Annotated in this window: 19 protein-coding genes; 12 read left to right on the forward strand and 7 right to left on the reverse strand. The window is 53.5% G+C overall.

Features of this window, described 5'->3' with window-relative positions:
• The first annotated feature begins 100 nt into the window (after positions 1-100).
• The 6 genes from ahpC (at position 101) to IM313_RS07910 (ending at position 6,715) form a co-directional block, all read left to right on the forward strand.
• The gene (gene ahpC, locus IM313_RS07885; RefSeq protein WP_192971417.1) at positions 101-664 is read left to right on the forward strand and encodes an alkyl hydroperoxide reductase subunit C; all 564 of its coding nucleotides are present in this window, start codon (positions 101-103) and stop codon (positions 662-664) included.
• A 126-nt stretch (positions 665-790) separates the two neighbouring features.
• Positions 791-2,356: an alkyl hydroperoxide reductase subunit F gene (gene ahpF / locus IM313_RS07890; RefSeq protein WP_028012318.1), complete on the forward strand. Its 1,566-nt coding sequence runs from the start codon at positions 791-793 to the stop codon at positions 2,354-2,356.
• Between the two features lie 258 nt (positions 2,357-2,614).
• Positions 2,615-3,121 carry a molecular chaperone gene (locus IM313_RS07895; RefSeq protein WP_050590012.1) on the forward strand — a complete coding sequence of 169 codons (507 nt, stop codon included), beginning with the start codon at positions 2,615-2,617 and terminating at the stop codon, positions 3,119-3,121.
• A complete protein-coding gene (locus IM313_RS07900; RefSeq protein ID WP_063154718.1) occupies positions 3,118-5,394 on the forward strand; it encodes a molybdopterin-dependent oxidoreductase in 2,277 nt (758 codons plus the stop codon). The genes IM313_RS07895 and IM313_RS07900 overlap by 4 nt, the downstream gene beginning before the upstream one ends.
• Entirely contained in the window at positions 5,391-5,948 is a 558-nt protein-coding gene (locus IM313_RS07905; protein WP_028012321.1) for a 4Fe-4S dicluster domain-containing protein, read from the forward strand. Before IM313_RS07900 ends, IM313_RS07905 begins: the two co-directional genes overlap by 4 nt.
• Complete coding sequence (locus tag IM313_RS07910; RefSeq protein ID WP_041910926.1) at positions 5,948-6,715, forward strand: DmsC/YnfH family molybdoenzyme membrane anchor subunit; 768 nt, start codon at positions 5,948-5,950, stop codon at positions 6,713-6,715. Before IM313_RS07905 ends, IM313_RS07910 begins: the two co-directional genes overlap by 1 nt.
• 39 nt (positions 6,716-6,754) lie before the next feature.
• Here the strand turns inward: IM313_RS07910 and uspG are convergent, their stop codons facing one another.
• Complete coding sequence (gene uspG, locus IM313_RS07915) at positions 6,755-7,183, reverse strand: universal stress protein UspG (protein WP_192971416.1); 429 nt, start codon at positions 7,181-7,183, stop codon at positions 6,755-6,757.
• 181 nt (positions 7,184-7,364) lie between these two features.
• On the opposite strand from uspG, the gene IM313_RS07920 reads away from it, so the two are divergent.
• A complete protein-coding gene (locus IM313_RS07920; RefSeq protein ID WP_028012324.1) occupies positions 7,365-8,603 on the forward strand; it encodes a zinc-dependent alcohol dehydrogenase in 1,239 nt (412 codons plus the stop codon).
• Positions 8,604-8,726: 123 nt separating this feature from the next.
• On the opposite strand, the gene rnk is transcribed toward IM313_RS07920, so the two are convergent.
• Positions 8,727-9,137 carry a nucleoside diphosphate kinase regulator gene (gene rnk, locus IM313_RS07925; RefSeq protein ID WP_045261020.1) on the reverse strand — a complete coding sequence of 137 codons (411 nt, stop codon included), beginning with the start codon at positions 9,135-9,137 and terminating at the stop codon, positions 8,727-8,729.
• Between the two features lie 270 nt (positions 9,138-9,407).
• On the opposite strand from rnk, the gene IM313_RS07930 reads away from it, so the two are divergent.
• Positions 9,408-10,028 (forward strand): flavin reductase family protein, encoded by a 621-nt coding sequence (locus IM313_RS07930; protein WP_192971415.1) that lies wholly within the window; start codon positions 9,408-9,410, stop codon positions 10,026-10,028.
• Here IM313_RS07930 and rna read toward each other — a convergent pair.
• Positions 10,022-10,831, reverse strand: coding sequence for a ribonuclease I (gene rna / locus IM313_RS07935; protein WP_192971414.1), 810 nt, complete (start codon positions 10,829-10,831; stop codon positions 10,022-10,024). The genes IM313_RS07930 and rna overlap by 7 nt on opposite strands.
• A gap of 94 nt (positions 10,832-10,925) precedes the next feature.
• Positions 10,926-12,293, reverse strand: coding sequence for an anaerobic C4-dicarboxylate transporter DcuC (gene dcuC / locus IM313_RS07940; RefSeq protein WP_192971413.1), 1,368 nt, complete (start codon positions 12,291-12,293; stop codon positions 10,926-10,928).
• Between the two features lie 393 nt (positions 12,294-12,686).
• On the opposite strand from dcuC, the gene pagP reads away from it, so the two are divergent.
• Complete coding sequence (gene pagP / locus IM313_RS07945) at positions 12,687-13,304, forward strand: lipid IV(A) palmitoyltransferase PagP (protein WP_080339189.1); 618 nt, start codon at positions 12,687-12,689, stop codon at positions 13,302-13,304.
• A 190-nt stretch (positions 13,305-13,494) separates the two neighbouring features.
• Positions 13,495-13,704 carry a transcription antiterminator/RNA stability regulator CspE gene (cspE, locus tag IM313_RS07950; protein ID WP_002439184.1) on the forward strand — a complete coding sequence of 70 codons (210 nt, stop codon included), beginning with the start codon at positions 13,495-13,497 and terminating at the stop codon, positions 13,702-13,704.
• A gap of 218 nt (positions 13,705-13,922) precedes the next feature.
• Here cspE and crcB read toward each other — a convergent pair whose 3' ends face one another.
• Positions 13,923-14,306, reverse strand: coding sequence for a fluoride efflux transporter CrcB (crcB, locus tag IM313_RS07955; RefSeq protein ID WP_041910922.1), 384 nt, complete (start codon positions 14,304-14,306; stop codon positions 13,923-13,925).
• Positions 14,307-14,373: 67 nt separating this feature from the next.
• Here crcB and IM313_RS07960 point away from each other — a divergent pair, with 67 nt between their 5' ends.
• Both IM313_RS07960 and tatE read left to right on the forward strand, forming a co-directional pair.
• Positions 14,374-15,162 (forward strand): deaminated glutathione amidase, encoded by a 789-nt coding sequence (locus IM313_RS07960; protein ID WP_192971412.1) that lies wholly within the window; start codon positions 14,374-14,376, stop codon positions 15,160-15,162.
• A gap of 125 nt (positions 15,163-15,287) precedes the next feature.
• Positions 15,288-15,488: a twin-arginine translocase subunit TatE gene (tatE, locus tag IM313_RS07965; protein ID WP_028012332.1), complete on the forward strand. Its 201-nt coding sequence runs from the start codon at positions 15,288-15,290 to the stop codon at positions 15,486-15,488.
• A gap of 81 nt (positions 15,489-15,569) precedes the next feature.
• Here the strand turns inward: tatE and lipA are convergent, their stop codons facing one another.
• Entirely contained in the window at positions 15,570-16,535 is a 966-nt protein-coding gene (gene lipA, locus IM313_RS07970; protein ID WP_028012333.1) for a lipoyl synthase, read from the reverse strand.
• 207 nt (positions 16,536-16,742) lie between these two features.
• Complete coding sequence (locus IM313_RS07975; protein WP_032644843.1) at positions 16,743-17,696, reverse strand: YbeF family transcriptional regulator; 954 nt, start codon at positions 17,694-17,696, stop codon at positions 16,743-16,745.
• Positions 17,697-17,814 lie beyond the last annotated feature (118 nt).

Genomic DNA, 17,814 nt, shown 5'->3' on the forward strand with positions numbered 1-17,814 from the left:
TTGTAAGGTTTGGCTGATTGATTTGATAAAGCATACGCATTAGCCCCGATGAGCAAAGTTGGTTACCTTAGCTCTCAACGAAAACACGGAGGAAGTACAGATGTCTTTGATTAACACTAAAATTAAACCTTTCAAAAACCAGGCGTTCAAAAACGGTGAGTTCATTGAAGTAACCGAGAAAGATACCGAAGGTCGCTGGAGCGTCTTCTTCTTCTATCCGGCTGACTTCACCTTCGTTTGCCCGACCGAACTGGGCGACGTGGCTGACCATTACGACGAACTGCAGAAGCTGGGCGTAGACGTTTACTCTGTGTCTACCGATACCCACTTCACCCACAAAGCGTGGCACAGCAGCTCTGAAACCATCGCGAAAATCAAATACGCGATGATCGGCGACCCGACTGGCGCCCTGACCCGTAACTTCGACAACATGCGTGAAGATGAAGGCCTGGCCGACCGTGCAACCTTCTTGGTTGACCCGCAGGGCATTATCCAGGCTATCGAAGTTACCGCTGAAGGTATCGGCCGTGATGCTTCTGACCTGCTGCGTAAAGTGAAAGCGGCTCAGTACGTGGCTTCTCACCCAGGTGAAGTGTGCCCGGCTAAATGGAAAGAAGGCGAAGCGACCCTGGCTCCATCCCTGGACCTGGTCGGTAAAATCTAAGTTTTCACCATCCGGCAATCAATGGGCGCCCCCGCGCCCATTTCATTCCAGCACCATGATGCAAGTTGCATTCAGGCCGCCCGCAAAGGCAGCTTGCATGATGACGTCTTAAGAGAGGGAAGAACTATGCTCGACACCAATATGAAAACCCAGCTCAAGGCCTACCTTGAGAAACTGACTAAACCCGTTGAGCTGATTGCCACGCTGGACGACAGCGCGAAATCGGCAGAAATCAAAGAGCTGCTGGCAGAGATCGCTGAACTGTCTCCGAAAGTGACCTTCAAAGAAGACAATTCGCTTGCGGTTCGTAAACCCTCTTTCCTGATTACTAACCCGGGCTCGGACAAGGGACCGCGTTTTGCCGGCTCCCCGCTGGGGCATGAATTTACCTCACTGGTGCTGGCGCTGCTGTGGACCGGCGGTCATCCGTCAAAAGAAGCGCAGGCGCTGCTGGAGCAGATCCGCGATATCGACGGTGATTTTGAGTTTGAAACCTATTATTCGCTCTCCTGCCACAACTGTCCGGACGTGGTGCAGGCGCTGAACCTGATGTCGGTCCTTAACCCGCGCATCAAACACACGGCGATTGACGGCGGTACCTTCCAGAATGAAATTACCGATCGCAACGTGATGGGCGTTCCGGCGGTGTATCTGAACGGCCAGGAGTTCGGCCAGGGCCGCATGACGCTGACGGAAATCGTCGCGAAAGTGGATACCGGCGCGGAAAAACGCGCGGCGGAAGAACTGAACAAACGCGATGCGTACGATGTGCTGATTGTCGGCTCTGGCCCTGCGGGCGCGGCGGCAGCGGTTTACTCTGCACGTAAAGGTATTCGTACCGGTCTTATGGGCGAACGCTTTGGCGGACAGGTGCTGGATACCGTGGACATTGAAAACTACATTTCCGTACCAAAAACCGAAGGTCAGAAGCTGGCCGGTGCGCTGAAGGCTCATGTCAGCGATTACGAGGTAGATGTGATCGACAGCCAGAGCGCCAGCAAGCTGATTCCGGCGGCGGTGGAAGGGGGCTTACACCAGATTGAAACCGCCTCTGGCGCGGTGCTGAAAGCTCGCAGCGTGATCGTTGCCACCGGGGCAAAATGGCGCAACATGAATGTGCCGGGCGAAGATCAGTACCGTACCAAAGGCGTGACCTATTGCCCGCACTGTGATGGCCCGTTATTTAAAGGCAAACGGGTGGCGGTGATCGGCGGCGGTAACTCCGGCGTGGAAGCGGCTATCGACCTGGCGGGTATTGTTGAACACGTGACGCTGCTGGAGTTTGCGCCAGAAATGAAGGCCGACCAGGTGCTGCAGGATAAAGTTCGCAGCCTGAAAAACGTCGACATCGTGCTGAACGCGCAGACCACGGAAGTGAAGGGCGACGGCAGCAAAGTGACCGGTTTGGAGTACCGTGACCGCGTAAGCGGCGACGTTCATAGCGTTCAGCTTTCGGGGATCTTCGTACAAATTGGCCTGCTGCCGAACACCACCTGGCTGGAAGGCGCGATTGAGCGCAACCGCATGGGCGAGATTATCATCGATGCGAAATGTGAAACCAGCGTGAAGGGCGTATTTGCCGCGGGTGACTGCACCACCGTGCCGTACAAGCAGATCATCATCGCGACTGGCGAAGGTGCAAAAGCGTCCCTGAGCGCGTTTGACTACCTGATCCGCACCAAAACCGCATAATAAAAGAAAGTAAGACATACCTGCAGTAGCCACCTCTTTATGAGGTGGCTTTTTTTTTGGATTTTTTTACCCTCAATTATCCTCGTTATTAACCCCTTCATGCGTTAATTACCTGCTTCGATCAAAGAAAATAATAAGCCTGCTGATAATATCTTGTCGTTTTTATAGCGATAAATATTTATATTTAATATGAATGGCAAAGATACATCTACTTCTTCAATATATGAGACGTTAACCCCATTTGAAATAAAGGGATTGATGTTTCGTGATTTCTTTAACGCGGCGGACATGGCATCGCGATGCGCTTCGTTACATCCTTTATTCCCGGAAAGTGAAACCTGGCAGCAGGATGAGGCGTTAGAGGTTGAGTATGATTTCAACGCCCTGTTTGTCGGCCCTGCAACGCTATTGGCGCCGCCTTATGCCTCGGTGTATCTGGACGAAGAGCCTCTGCTGATGGGCGCTACAACGCTGAGCGTACGCGAATTCCTGCGCAGCATCGGGCTTTTTGTGACCGGGGAAAATAGCGTTCCCGACGATCACGTCAGCTATGAAATGGAGCTGGTGGTGATGCTCTCCGCGCATGCCAGACATTCGCCGCAATATCATGACGCACTCGCCCGCTTTGTGCAGGGGCATCTTGAATTATGGCTCCCCGCATTTATCGCAAAAATAAAGGATTGCGCGAAAACATCCGCAATTAAATGTCTCGCGTTGCAGATGACTAATTGGTTTGATGAATTAAAGACGAGAGTAATATTATGAGTATTGATAAAGGGCAGCTAAATCGGCGATCCTTTTTAAAAGGACTGATTGCGCTGGGTACCGTTGCCGCATTACCCGGCGGACTCTTATCATCCCGATGTGCCATGGCACAGCCCCCCATTCCGTTTAACCCAAAAACCTACAAAATTTTCCGTAACGCTTGCCCGCGTAACTGCTACGACACCTGCAGCTTAAAAACCTGGGTCAAAGATGATGTCATCACCTTCGTTGACGGGGCAAGCGAGTCCACGTTTACACACGGTGCCCCGTGTGTGAAAGGGCTGACCTACCCGCGCCGGGTCTACTCCCCGGACCGTATTAAATACCCGATGATCCAGGATGGGCGCGGCAGCGGTAAATGGCGTCGCATCTCCTGGGATGAGGCCATGCAGCGCATTGCCAGCAAGATGCTGGAGATTAAAAAGAAAGACGGATCGATGCTCGGTCTGGCGCTGTCGAAATACTCCGGCAACCTCGGCGTGATGAGTTATGCCGTGGAGGGGATGATGTCTTCTCTCGGTTACACCACGCGGTTCGCCGGTACGCCATGCTGGCCAGCAGGGATCGATGCCCAGCACTACGACATGGGCGACATGTGGTGTAACGACCCGGAAGATTTGGTGAAAGCCAAATACATCATTATCTGGGGCGCAAACCCGGCCTGGTGCTCCATGCATACCATGAAGTACATCTATCAGGCGCGTGAGAAAGGGGCGAAAGTGGTGGTCATTGATCCGCTGTTCTCGCAAACCGCCGCGAAAGCCGATTTGTATCTGCGCGTGCGCCCGGGATCGGACGGCGCATTGGCGCTGGGAATGGCGCGGCACCTGCTGGATATTGGCCGCGTCGACCAGGAGTTTGTGAACAACTTCGCGCACGGCTTCCCGGAATTTGAACAGTATCTGCGCAGCAATATTACCGTGGAGTGGGCATCTGAAATCTGTGGCCTGTCGGCAGAGGTGATTCGCCAGCTGGCGGAAGAGTTCACCGCGGTAAAACCTGCCACCGTCTGGATCGGCTACGGGATGCAGCGCCACGTCAACGGTGGGGCGAACGTGCGCGCCATTGACGCTTTTGTTGCCATGACAGGCAACATCGGTGTGGAAGGCGGCGGTGCCCGCTACGGCCATCTGCAGACCTGGGGCTACAACTATCATGCGATGACGCAGAAGCCACCGGTCGGATCTGTTGGCATGGTGGGAGAAAGCGGCCCGGTAGGGGAGTTCGTCAGCGACAGCGGCGAAAAGAGCCACTATTCCGACCGCGCGCTGAACCTGAACCAGACCGCGCAGAGCATTCTTGATGCCAACGATCCGCCCATTCGTATGCTGTGGGTGGCGTGCAAGAACCCGTTCGCGCAGGACTTTGACCGCAACAAAATGGAAAAAGCCTTCAGCAAGCTGGAGATGGTGGTCTGCGTCGATCAGTTCTTCAACGAGACGGTGCAGCATGCCGATATTGTGCTGCCGGTGACCACCACCTTTGAGCACTGGAACCTGTCGTCGTCTTACTGGCATTACTGGCTTTCGGTGAATGAACCGGCCATTAAACCGATGTACGAGTGCAAGAGCGATTTGGATATTGCCGTGCTGCTCTCGCGTACCATCAACAAAATGGAGCCGGGCTCCTGTACCTTCCCGCAGGACATTGACCAGAAAAAATGGCTCGACCTTGAGTTCAATGAGGGCATGGCGAAGCAGTTCGGCATCCGCTCCTGGGACGATCTGCTGGATGGGCCGGTGAAAGCCAAAATGGTCAGCTCGGCGGCCTGGCACGACCGCAAGTTTAAAACGCCATCGGGCAAGTATGAGTTCCTCTCCGAGCTGTGTGAAAAGAACGGCCATAAAGCGCTGCCGGAGTATCTGCCTGCCGCGGAGGGCAAGCTGCCGTTCCATCTGTTTACTCCGCATTTGCAGTACGGCCTCCACTCTCAGTTCGTCAACCTCGACTGGATGCAGGTCTTCTGGCCGGAGCCGTTTGTCTATATCCACCCAGCCGCCGCGCACAAGAAGGGGATTCGCGAGCTGGCGAAAGTCCGCGTGTTTAACGACGTTGGCGAAGTGGAGCTGCGGGCGAAGATTACCACCAACGTGCCGGAAGATTTCCTGGTGATGTATGAGTCCTGGTTTAACAAGCTTAAGTACAACGTGCAGAACGTCGTGAAAGATACGCCAGCCGATATGGGCAAGATGGCAACCGGCGCGCCTGGCGCGGCGATCCACAGCCAGTTTGTCGACATTGCCCTTATCGCGAATGAAGGAGCAGACGCATGAGACGCGCATTTTTAGTGAACAGTGATAAATGTATTGGCTGCCGCGGATGCGCCATGGCCTGCAAGAGCTTTAACCAGCTTGAGCCGGATCGCTTCTGGCGCTATGTCTATCCGCTGGATAAAGAAATTTATCCGCATGAGGAGCGTGCGTTTTTCTCGCTGGCCTGTAACCACTGTGAAAACCCGGCCTGTCTGGCGGCATGCCCGGTGGAAGCCTACACCAAACGTGATGACGGCGTGGTGGTCCATAACCCTGAACGCTGTATCGGCTGTAAAAACTGCATCCGTAACTGCCCGTACGGCGCGCCGCGCTTCAATGAAGAGACGCAAAAGGCGGAGAAGTGCAGCATGTGCTATGAACGTCTCGATATCGGTATGGCCCCGGCCTGCGTGAACGCGTGTCCGGTCGGTGCCCTGTCGATTATCGATCTGGATGCCGATCCGCTGCCGAACAATGCCGTGCAGTATCCGCCGGGCTTCCCGAAGATGCCTCAGCTTAATCCGGGTACGCGCTTCATTCTGGCCCGTCAGCCAAAACAGCCGGGGGATAAATAATGGAAAAGTATGAATTACCGCTCGTTATCTTTACCGTGCTAAGCCAGATGTCCGTCGGGATGACGCTGCTTCTGACCTGGCGCACGCTGCGTGGTGAAGTGCATGGCACCCGCCTTCACTGGCTAATTACTGGGCTGATTCTGGGCGTTGCCTCCATTGCCGCCGTGCTGCATCTGGCGCACCCGGAACACGCATACAACGCGTTGATTAACCTGAAACATGCCTGGCTGAGCCGCGAAATTCTGGGCGCGACCCTGTACGGCGCCATGATTGGGCTGGCCTTCCTGAGTAAGGGAAACAAAGGCGCAGCGCTGCTGGCGTCCCTGTTCGGGATCCTGCTGGTGGTGGTGCAGGGAATGACCTACGCGGCACCGGCGATGCAGGCCATTGCCAACGGCATCACCATGATGCTGTTCTTTGCGACGGTCTGGGTGATGGGCTGTGCCGCAACGCCGCTGCTCGGGCTGAAAGGATCAAACGCCGCGCTGCGCCAGGGGATTATCGCCCTGATGGCGCTGCTGATTGCCGCGCCGGTGATGTGGCTCAGCGGCGGTACCATCATGAAAATGACCGCTCACGCCTGGTTAAGCTCGCCGCTCTATCTGGGCAGCCTGCTGTGCTGCGTTGTGGGTGGCGCGTTATCGCTGAAGCGCCAGCCGATGCAGAAAGCGGTGTTTGCGCTCCTGCTGGTGGGCGTGGTGCTCAGCCGCCTGACCTTCTTCGGCGATACCGTCAGCACCATCGTCAATATTGGTCACCTGTACTGATAAACAAAACCCCGCGAAAGCGGGGTTTTTTGTTGGTATTTACCGGACCACCATCACCGGAATATGGGTGTGGCGGATCACGCTGGAGGCGTTCGACCCCAGCAGGTGAGTGGTAATGGAAGGATTACGTGAACCGATCACCACCACGTCTGCATTCAGCTCCGCGGCCAGTTCATTGACGGCATCGCGCACGCTACCGAACCGGACGTGGGTTTTGATGCGGGAAGGGTCGATGCTGAAATGCCCGACCATGGTCTGCAGCCGCGTTTCGGCTTCGTGCTGTAAGTGCTCCTCAAAGCGACGCACGTCGGCGGCAAAGCGGTGCAGGCTCAGGCTGGCAGAGCCCGGTAAGACGTGTAAAAGATCAATAATTCCGTCCTGCTGCGCGAGGAATTCCGCGTGGCGAACAGCTTTGTCGCTCAGTTCCATTTCGAAAACATCAACCGGCATAATGATTGTCTTATACATAACCGTTTCTCCTTGTTTATAAACGCTGGATACATTCAACCACAAAATATGAATGGTTTCTGTAAGCGCTTCGGCACTTTTCCTCTCTCGCCAGGATAAATCTCAAAAGGCGCGTATTTCCCGGCAGACTTTCAGGGGTAGCTACCCTTTATAAACTTACCTGAAACCTTTCGGAGGTCGCATGAAAGCACTCACGTACCACGGTCCGCACCATGTTCGCGTTGAGAATGTCCCCGATCCCATCATTGAACAGCCCGACGATATCATCCTGCGCGTCACGGCCACGGCGATTTGCGGCTCCGACCTGCATCTCTATCGTGGAAAGATCCCAAAGGTGCAGCACGGCGACATTTTTGGACATGAATTTATGGGCGAGATCGTCGAGTGCGGTCGAGAGGTGAAGGACCTGCAAAAAGGCGATCGCGTGGTGATCCCCTTTGTCATCGCCTGCGGTGACTGCTTCTTTTGCCGTCTGCAGCAGTACGCTGCCTGTGAGAATACCAATGCCGGGCAGGGCGCTGCGCTGAACAAAAAGCAAATTCCCGCGCCGGCAGCGCTGTTTGGCTATAGCCATCTCTACGGCGGCGTGCCGGGAGGGCAGGCGGAATATGTGCGCGTGCCGAAAGGCAACGTCGGACCGTTTAAGGTGCCGCAGCTGCTCTCCGATGATAAGGCCCTGTTTCTTTCTGATATTTTACCCACCGCCTGGCAGGCGGCAAAAAATGCGCAGATTGAAAAAGGCTCCAGCGTCGCCGTTTTCGGTGCCGGTCCGGTGGGGTTGTTGACGATTGCCTGCGCACGGCTGTTAGGGGCTGAGCAGATTTTTGTTATCGACCATCACCCCTATCGGCTGCGGTTTGCCGAGGCGCGCTACGGTGCTATCCCCATCAATTTTGATGATGATAACGACGCGGCGGAAAAGATAATCGAGCAAACCGCCGGGCAGCGGGGTGTCGATGCCGTCATTGATGCCGTCGGGTTCGAAGCCAAGGGCAGCACAACGGAGACGATCCTCAGCAACCTTAAAATTGAGGGCAGCAGCGGCAAAGCGCTGCGTCAGTGTATCGCTGCCGTCCGGCGCGGCGGGGTGGTCAGCGTACCCGGCGTGTATGCCGGGTTTATTCATGGCTTCCTGTTTGGGGATGCCTTCGATAAAGGGCTAACGTTTAAGATGGGCCAGACGCACGTCCACGCTTGGCTGGGCGAACTGTTACCGCTGATCGAAAAAGGGTTGCTGACGCCGGAAGAGATTGTGACGCATTATCTCCCCCTGGCGGATGCGGAACGTGCCTATAAGATTTTCGAAAAACGGGAGGAGGAGTGCCGGAAGGTGATTCTGGTGCCCGGCGCGGAAACGCCTGAGGCCGCTGAGCAAAAAGTGAAGGGCCTGGTAAATGCGTTCCCGGGCGGCGTGGTATGAGGTCACTTGTCGGTGGCGCTCAAGTTACTGTCCTGCGATGTAGCGCAATCGGGTGAAGATGTTCGGAAAGAGGATGCAGGCGCATCCTCTGTGCAACGCGGGTCGCGTTTGTTCAGAATGACATTAACGCAGGTAATCGCCCGCGGCTTCTGGCTGGTAGAGCAGCTCCAGCACTTCCAGATGGGTGGAGGCACCGCCCGGCAATTCCCAGTGGATGGTATCGCCCGTGCGCAGCCCCAGCAGTGCGGCCCCCACCGGCGCAAGAACCGAAAGTTGCGCGCTGCTGTCCGTCATCTGGGCCGGGTAAACCAGCGTGCGGGTTAGCTCTTCACCGGTGGTCAGGTTGCGGAATTTCACCTGGCTGTTCATGGTGACCACGTTATGCGGCATCGTCTCAGGCGTGCACATCTGCGCCCGGTCGAGTTCCTCATTCAGAGCATCGGCCACCGGAAGTGAGGCGAATTCTGCTTTTTCCAGCAGCCTGTCGATACGTTCTGCGTCGAGCTCGTTGATGATGATTGTAGGTCTGGACATTTTTTACTCCATGTCGTTAATGCTGCGTCTAACGCAGAAACCAATCCAAAAGAAAACCCTCGCCGTCTGGCAGCGAGGGTTTAACTCTCCCGATGATACTGGCTGAACGCGCAAGTTTGAAGTGATGAAGGTCACATTCATGTGCCATATGAATTTTCACTGAAATTTATTCAGTCTTCATTCCTGGCGGATTGCGTTACGCTGTATGTTCTGAACCCGGGCGCTGCGCGAAACATCATTCGCCGCAGCCCTTACCAACGAGAGAGCGCTATGTACTTCTACCAACCGTCTCAGGGGCATGGCCTGCCGCATGACCCGCTGAACGCCATTGTCGGCCCCCGTCCGATTGGCTGGATCTCCTCTTGCGACCAGGCCGGTCAGCTCAACCTTGCGCCGTATAGCTTCTTCAACTGCTTTAACTATCGCCCGCCGATCATTGGCTTTTCAAGCAACGGCTGGAAGGACAGCGTGCATAATATTGTTGAAACAAAGGAGTTTGTCTGGAATCTGGCAACGCGCGATCTTGCGGAAGCGATGAATCAGACCTCTGCCATGCTGCCTCACGACCAGGACGAATTTACCTTTTCCGGATTAACGCCTGCGGCAAGCCAGCTGGTGAGCGCCCCCCGCGTGGCGGAAAGCCCGGTCAACTTTGAGTGCCGCCTGTCTCAGTGCATTCAGCTTACCGGCGCCGACGGTACGCCGGTGGATACCTGGCTGGTGCTGGGAGAAGTGGTCGGGATCCATATTGCCGAAACGTTGCTGGAAGAGGGCATATACCAGACGGCGAAAGCGCAGCCCATCCTGCGCGCGGGTGGGCCGACGGCTTACTATGGCATCAGTGACGAACACCGGTTTGACATGGTGCGACCGGTGGTGGGCGATCAGTAACCGGCCTTATCAATGACAAATTGTTTTCCGCAGTTGCCTGGATGCGGCTGCGGAGCAAAGGATGTCGCAGAAAGCGGGGCGTTAATGGTGTCTGCTTTGAGTGAAATTTGCATTTCGGTCAGATACGCCGGATTACCGTTGCAGGTCAGCTTGAAGGCTTTGATATTTTCCTTGTCCCAGCTTTTGGCAACGGCGTTGTCAAAATCACTCCGGCTGACGGTTTTACCGTAATTTTCCGCAAGGAAATGACCGACGGCGCTGTTTTTCATTTCCTGATTCATTCTCACCATGGTGCCGAAATAGGCATCGGGATCAAAACCAAAGCAGACGCCATGTTTGGCATATTCGTAACGTTCCAGACAGGAGTTTCCACCCGCGCCCGGCATGACCTCGTTCAGCTTAGCCGCGCCGGAAAGCGACAGCCCGGTTTCGGCTGCTGCGCATTTGCGGCTGGCCTTCACTTCCGGCATGTTCGGGATAGGGCGCGTGGCGCAGCCAAACCGCATCCATCGACGTTCATCCACGCCGCGTGCGGCAATGGATTTCGGCAGGCCGGGCCATAGCCCGTGAACGGTCAGAAAATCGGTTTTATTGTCGCGCTCTTTTTGCAGACGACATTCATCCGGTTCATTGCGGTTACGCTCGACCATGCTTTGACAAAATCCCGTTTGCCAGGATAAAGCCAGCACATAGCGATCGAAATCGCCGTACTGCGTGGCCTTGAGGGGTTCGGCCTGTGCTGAGAAGAGACTGAGTGCAAGCGCTACTGCGCCAGACGGGATAACAATATCCTTCCTGAACATGTGATTTCCTGATTGGTTGTGCGCAATTCATTTTTGTGGGTTATTAAAGCACAAAAAGCGCCCGCAGGCGCTTTTAGGTAATCAGGAATTTCACTTAGGCGGCGCCGGGAACCAGCACTTCGGTAGCAATAATGACGATGATCAGCCCAACCAGCACCGGCACTGACGTGCGTTTCACCACTTCAAACGGCGAGATTTTGGCCATCCCGGCAACCGCCACCACCACGCCTGAGACAGGCGAGATGGTACGACCCAGGTTTGAAGCCTGGAGCATGGGAATGGAAAGATAAGCCGGGTTGATACCGGACGAGTGAGCCAGCTTAGGGATCATCTCAACGAAGGCGTAAAATGGCGCATTCCCGGAACCGGTGGTCATTGCCGCCAGCATGGTCAGTACCACCAGGACCAGCATCAGGATAATACTGGCCGAGCCAAACGAGGTGGCGATGGAGATCAGGCTCTGGATAAAGCCGATCGTGCTCAGACCCTGGGCAAAGACACCTGCTGCAACCAACAGCATCACCACGCCAGCAAACGCATCTGCCATACCGCGATACGCGACCTCAAGGCCGGAGAAGACTTTTTGGGTGTTGAAACCGCGCACGAACTCCAGCACAGCGGCTAACAGCATACAGATAACCAGGATAGTAATAATGTGCAGCTGCGGGCCCCATTTCCCGTCAAAAATGAGCACGCCGATAATCGGCGTGAACGGCAAAATGGCATAGAACGCCGGCGCTGTGGTGGTGATTTCGCTTACATCCATCATTTCATGGCTGATGTTCTCTTTCTTATCAAGATAGCGCTGCCAGAAGAAATGCGCGATACCCATTCCCACAATGGCGACAATCGAGATCGGCAGCGTGGTTTTAAAGGCGAAGTCGATAAGCGACATTTCGGCTGCTTTCGCCGCCAGCACAACGTCTCCTGACGTCGGGGAGAGAATAATGGCCGCCGGGGAGGCGCAAATTGCCGCCGCTGCCCCACGGCTGATGCCCACGTTCACCATCACCGGGAACAGCGTGGCCATTAACAGTACGCCAAGCCCGGTTGCCGATGAAACGGCCAGCGACATCAGGCAGGCGAGGAAATAGGCGGCAACCATCAACAGATACGGCGAGTTAATGTACTGCAGGGGTTTCGAGGCAAGCTTCACAACCATGTCGTTCGCGCCGATATGGGTCATATAGGCTGCAAAACCGCACAGCATCATGATCATCATACCCAGATCGCCACCGCGGCTCATGAGCAGGATTTTAATATATTCAACAATATCCGTGGCGGTGTAGCCCGTGCTGGCTGCGCTGGCAGGTAAAACCTGATGACCCATTACTGCGCTGATTATCAGCAGCGTTAAACCACCGACAAATAAAACGCCCGTGGCTGAGTATCCTTTAATGATGTAGCGAGCTACACCCACAATGACAACGACCCCAATTATGAGTTCGATAAACGTAAGCATGATTTCCCCTGTGTCTTTCTGCCCTGAGATATAAAAAATTAATATAAAAATGAAGGATGAAAATGTGCCGAATTAATGGCCCGCCCTTGCTGATTAAAATCAATAAACAGACGACTAACGAACAGCATAACAGCGTTTTTGCCATGGCTAAGGCATTTATGTCATAAGGATCTTGACCGGCAAAGACAGCGTAACATGTCTATGTAATGATAACAAAATGTTAAACTTTTGTGTGGTCTGGCCTGTTAGTACTGGAGACGGTTAACAGACATTAGGCGTACATGATGAGGGTTTATTCGGGATAAGCAGAACGCCGCTTTAAGAATATTCCCGAAAAGTGTCCTGATATTTAAGAGTAGGGGTGATGCCGTTAAGGCTTGGTTCAATTATTCTATGTTAAACTTTGCCTCGAATATCAAGAATGGTAATTGCATTGTGATTGTACGTAATACTTTTTTCTCTATTTTATTGTTTATTATTGGCCAGTTAACGTTTTCTTCTGTTGCACAGGCAGAGAACAACGCGACGGACAAAGGTTGGTTCTCTACTTTTACGGATAATGTTTCGCAGACCTGGTCAGCGCCTGAACATTATGATCTCTATGTCCCGGCAATAACGTGGCATGCGCGCTTTGCTTACGACAAAGAGAAAACGGATAAATACAACGAGCGTCCCTGGGGAGCGGGTTTTGGTCAGTCGCGCTGGGATGATAAAGGAAACTGGCATGGCATCTATCTGATGGCCTTCAAAGACTCCTTTAACAAGTGGGAACCGATTGGCGGCTACGGCTGGGAAAAAACCTGGCGCCCGCTGGCGGATGAGAACTTCCACGTTGGTCTGGGTTATACCGCCGGGGTGACCGCGCGCGACAACTGGAAGTACATTCCGATCCCCGTATTGCTGCCTCTGGCCTCTGTTGGATACGGCCCTGCAACGTTCCAGATGACCTACATTCCGGGAACCTATAACAACGGTAATGTTTACTTCGCCTGGATGCGTTTTCAGTTTTAACTGACAAAACATTACCTGGTGGTGAAAAAACGTGCAGCCGTTGATTCGTAAGCGATAAAAATCTGTCAGTGAAAATTAACGCGACTTTAGTCACTTTTTGTCAAAGATCCGCTGGACAAAAGGTCCCACAATTGATGTACTGGTAACCGACACAGCATTTGTGTCGTTTTTTAATGTAAAGGTAATTTTGATGTCTAAGATTAAAGGTAACGTTAAGTGGTTTAATGAGTCCAAAGGATTCGGTTTCATTACTCCTGAAGATGGCAGCAAAGACGTGTTCGTACACTTCTCTGCAATCCAGTCTAATGGTTTCAAAACTCTGGCTGAAGGTCAGCGTGTAGAGTTCGAAATCACTAACGGTGCCAAAGGCCCTTCTGCTGCTAACGTAATCGCTCTGTAATTCAGACGCGTCAGCAAGAATTTCAAAACCCGCTCATTGAGCGGGTTTTTTTCGTTATGAATCAGCCAAGCAGGTAAATTTTCAGGAAGCTGGCCACGATCAGTACGCTCAACAACACCATGCCTGCGCTCATCAGACTCTGTTTCATTTGTCACCCTCGTTCAGTATTGCCTTCAGAGTGACAGAGAAAAATTAAGCCAACATTAACGCTCCGGCAGTTAATGCGTGCTTACAGAGGAAAAAAGCCAAAATGCGATCCCCGTCATCGCGAAAGATCCGATCATGTTGATCGCGATATTCACCAGCGCCCAGCCGATACGACCTTCCTGAAAGAGAAAAACCGTTTCCGCGGAAAAGGTTGAAAATGTGGTCAAACCGCCGCAGAAGCCGGTGGTAATTAAGACTTTCCACATGGGATCGATGTGCGTCATCCGGTTAAACCAGGCCAGCCCCATACCAATAATAAAAGCACCAATCAGGTTGGCGGCCAGCGTTCCTAATGGAATCGCCTGGTGCAGGGGATTAAACCGCATACTCAGTAACCACCTCGCAACGCTCCCCGTGCCTCCACCAATAAAAACAGCTAAAAGGAGTTGTAACACGCTAAATACCTGCTATTTGATGTGTAAGAGTAGCGAGTTTAACGCTGTTTATAATGAGGGGACAAATATGTATGTTGCGGTAGGGCAGTTTGCGGTCACGCCTGACTGGCGGGTTAACGCAGTGCAGTGCGTTAACCTGATGATACTGGCCCGACAGAAAGGCGCGTCGCTGCTGGTGCTTCCTGAGGCGTTGCTGGCAAGGGATGATAACGACCCGGATTTGTCCGTGAAGTCCGCACAGGCCCTTGACGGCGAATTTTTACAACAGCTGCTCGCTCAGAGCGTAGGCAGTACGATGACCACCGTCTTAACCGTGCACGTTCCCTCAACGCCGGGTCGCGCAGTGAATACGCTGGTGGCTATTCGTGACGGTGCCATTGTTGCGCGCTACGCCAAGCTTCATCTCTATGATGCGTTCAGCATCCAGGAGTCGCGACGCGTTGATCCGGGAGATGTCGTCCCACCGCTCATTGATATCGACGGGTTTAAGGTGGGGTTGATGACCTGCTATGACCTGCGTTTCCCGGAGCTGGCGGTGCATCTGGCGCTGCAGGGGGCGGAGGTGCTGGTATTGCCCGCCGCATGGGTTAAGGGGCCGCTAAAAGAGCAACACTGGGCTACGCTGCTTGCGGCACGCGCGCTGGACACGACCTGTTATGTTGTTGCCGCCGGGGAGTGCGGCAATAAAAACATCGGGCAGAGCAGGGTGGTTGATCCCCTGGGAGTGACGATTGCCGCCGCAGCGGAAGCGCCGGTTCTGCTGATGGCGGAGATAATTTTAGAAAGAGTTGCGCTTGCGCGTCAGCAATTACCTGTTCTTCGCAACCGTCGCTTTGCGCCACCGCAATTATTGTGATGTTTTTTTCAACAATGCTTGATTCACCTTGTTACAGATTGCTATTGTGTGCACGCGCCAAATGACCGTTAATACGATCGGGTTTTGGCGCTGAATGCAGCCTGTTTTAAGTAAAGAAGGTATCTATGGGTGAGATTAGTATTACCAAACTGCTGGTGGTTGCCGCACTGGTCGTCCTGCTGTTTGGTACCAAGAAGTTACGCACGCTGGGTGGTGACCTGGGGGCTGCCATCAAAGGCTTCAAGAAAGCGATGAACGACGATGACGCAGCCGCGAAGAAAAGCGCTGACGACATCCCGGCAGAGAAGCTTTCCCACAAAGAGTAACGGCAATGCCTGAGGGCTTGCGAAAAAAAACCGGCTCATGAGGCCGGTTTTTTTGCATTACTGTAAATGAATATTACGGCGTTATTTGACTTCTTCGCCTTTCGCCTGCATATCCGCATGGTAAGAAGAACGAACAAATGGACCACAAGCCGCGTGGGTAAAGCCCATCGCCAGCGCTTCGGCTTTCATCTCGTCAAATTCATCCGGGCTCACGTAGCGCTGTACCGGCAGGTGGTGACGGCTTGGCTGCAGATACTGGCCGAGCGTCAACATGGTCACACCGTGGCGGCGCAGATCGCGCATGACGTCGATGATTTCGTCATTGGTTTCACCCAGACCAACCATCAGACCTGACTTGGTCGGGATATGCGGATGTGCTTCTTTAAAGCGCTCCAGCAGCTTCAGAGACCAGTTATAGTCGGCTCCCGGACGCACCTGACGGTAAAGACGCGGAACGTTCTCCAGGTTGTGGTTAAACACATCTGGCGGCGTCGCGGTCAGGATATCCAGCGCGCGGTCCATACGGCCGCGGAAGTCAGGAACCAGCGTCTCGATTTTGATGTTCGGGCTTTTTTCGCGAATGGCAGTAATGCAGTCAGCGAAGTGCTGAGCACCGCCATCACGCAGATCGTCGCGGTCAACGGAGGTGATAACCACATAACGCAGCGCCATGTCGGCGATGGTTTGCGCCAGTTTTTGCGGCTCGTTGGCATCGGGGGCCACCGGGCGGCCATGCGCTACGTCGCAGAATGGGCAGCGGCGGGTACAGATGGCACCCAGAATCATAAACGTCGCGGTGCCGTGATTGAAACATTCAGCAAGGTTCGGGCAAGAGGCTTCTTCACAAACAGAGTGAAGGCCATTCTTACGCATCGCCGCTTTGATCCCCTGGATACGCGAAGAGTCTGCCGGAAGTTTGATTTTCATCCATTCCGGTTTTCTTAACAGCGCCTCGCGCTCTGTAGCCACGTTTTTAACCGGGATAAGGGCCATTTTATCGGCATCGCGGTATTTAACACCGCGTTCCATCACAATGGGTTTACTCATAGCGTGCGTGTTCCAGTTGCGAATATCGAAGGAAAGCGTTTCAATTCAAGGGAATGTTGTATTTATCAACTATTTTTGAACGAACGACAGGCAGTATATCATTTATAGGGGCGTTAAAGCAGCCTGCCAGGTCGCCAATTTGTAAAATAGTTGTTGTTTTGTGCCTTTTGCCCTGCGAGCGGCAGGGACGTGTACGGGTACGCTCTGTCAGAAGGCCTGACGGATAATGCGGATGACGTTTTCCAGTACCGGATCGCGCAAGCTGAGCTTGTTGTAATGCAGTGAAATCTCGATAGATTCTGCATTGAGCTGGCTTAGCGGAATACTCTCCAGCGGCCAGCATTTCCGCAGCAGGTTATACAGGCGTGAAGGCATGATGCACAGCATATCGCTGCTGCCAATCAGGGATGCGGTGGTGAACATATTGTAACTGCTGAAACTGATCTGACGTTCCGGGAAAATTTCGTCAATACGCTGACGCAGAGCGTGGTTAGACTGTCCTTCGGTCATGAAAGACGAGTGGTCGTAGTTGCGCAGGTTTTCAATGGATAACGGCTCGCTGAGGACGGGGTGCTGCCTGCGGCAAACCAGCACCAGGTTATCGGCGTAAAGCACATTTTGCCCCAGCGCTCGGGCGCTAAAGCTGCCGCTTTCGATGACCAGGTCCGTCTGGAACTGAGCAAGCTGAACGTCAGGTTCGTTAAGAGGCACATTGCGAAGCAGAAGCTGAGGCGCTTGCTCTTTCACGGCCTGGAAGATCGCGGGCATCACCAGCACGCCGACAGAAGGGGAGCAGCCGATGGTGATGGTTCTCTGTTTGTCATAGCTTCCGGTTAAATCCAGCGCACCCAGAATCGACTCCAGCCCCTGGCTGATGTATTCGTGGAGATGTGTCGCATAGGCCGTTGGCGTGACGCCCTGGCCCTTACGGATAAATAAGGGGTCGGGAAATATAGCCCGTAGCTTTTGAATTGACTGACTTATTGCCGATGGCGTGAGATTAAGAATTTTCGCAGCATTAACGATACCCTTATGGACATATACTGCCTCAAAAATAGTCAGTAAATTGAGATCAATATTACGTAAAGTCCGAAAAATTTGCGGCTTATCTTCGCCACCGGGGTCATTCAGGCGTTTGGCTGGTAAATTATTATACTCCACGCTTTCACTCCGTATACATTCACAACATGAATGATAGTTCAATTTATTTATTATGCTTGTAGAGATTCGTAAAGTGTTGCTTTTGTTCCACTTGTTTATCAAAAACAAACAGTTGTGT

Origin of the sequence: Enterobacter cloacae complex sp. P2B, assembly GCF_014895985.1 — a bacterium.
Lineage (GTDB): Bacteria > Pseudomonadota > Gammaproteobacteria > Enterobacterales > Enterobacteriaceae > Enterobacter > Enterobacter bugandensis.

Coding starts and splice junctions, on each gene's coding strand:
- cspE (WP_002439184.1), top strand. CDS start 13,495: ATGTCTAAGATTAAAGGTAACGTTAAGTGGTTTAATGAGTCCAAAGGA.
- lipA (WP_028012333.1), bottom strand. CDS start 16,535: ATGAGTAAACCCATTGTGATGGAACGCGGTGTTAAATACCGCGATGCC.
- IM313_RS07920 (WP_028012324.1), top strand. CDS start 7,365: ATGAAAGCACTCACGTACCACGGTCCGCACCATGTTCGCGTTGAGAAT.
- IM313_RS07960 (WP_192971412.1), top strand. CDS start 14,374: ATGTATGTTGCGGTAGGGCAGTTTGCGGTCACGCCTGACTGGCGGGTT.
- IM313_RS07910 (WP_041910926.1), top strand. CDS start 5,948: ATGGAAAAGTATGAATTACCGCTCGTTATCTTTACCGTGCTAAGCCAG.
- tatE (WP_028012332.1), top strand. CDS start 15,288: ATGGGTGAGATTAGTATTACCAAACTGCTGGTGGTTGCCGCACTGGTC.
- IM313_RS07930 (WP_192971415.1), top strand. CDS start 9,408: ATGTACTTCTACCAACCGTCTCAGGGGCATGGCCTGCCGCATGACCCG.
- IM313_RS07905 (WP_028012321.1), top strand. CDS start 5,391: ATGAGACGCGCATTTTTAGTGAACAGTGATAAATGTATTGGCTGCCGC.
- IM313_RS07900 (WP_063154718.1), top strand. CDS start 3,118: ATGAGTATTGATAAAGGGCAGCTAAATCGGCGATCCTTTTTAAAAGGA.
- ahpF (WP_028012318.1), top strand. CDS start 791: ATGCTCGACACCAATATGAAAACCCAGCTCAAGGCCTACCTTGAGAAA.
- rna (WP_192971414.1), bottom strand. CDS start 10,831: ATGTTCAGGAAGGATATTGTTATCCCGTCTGGCGCAGTAGCGCTTGCA.
- dcuC (WP_192971413.1), bottom strand. CDS start 12,293: ATGCTTACGTTTATCGAACTCATAATTGGGGTCGTTGTCATTGTGGGT.
- rnk (WP_045261020.1), bottom strand. CDS start 9,137: ATGTCCAGACCTACAATCATCATCAACGAGCTCGACGCAGAACGTATC.
- IM313_RS07895 (WP_050590012.1), top strand. CDS start 2,615: ATGTTTCGTGATTTCTTTAACGCGGCGGACATGGCATCGCGATGCGCT.
- ahpC (WP_192971417.1), top strand. CDS start 101: ATGTCTTTGATTAACACTAAAATTAAACCTTTCAAAAACCAGGCGTTC.
- pagP (WP_080339189.1), top strand. CDS start 12,687: ATGTTAAACTTTGCCTCGAATATCAAGAATGGTAATTGCATTGTGATT.
- uspG (WP_192971416.1), bottom strand. CDS start 7,183: ATGTATAAGACAATCATTATGCCGGTTGATGTTTTCGAAATGGAACTG.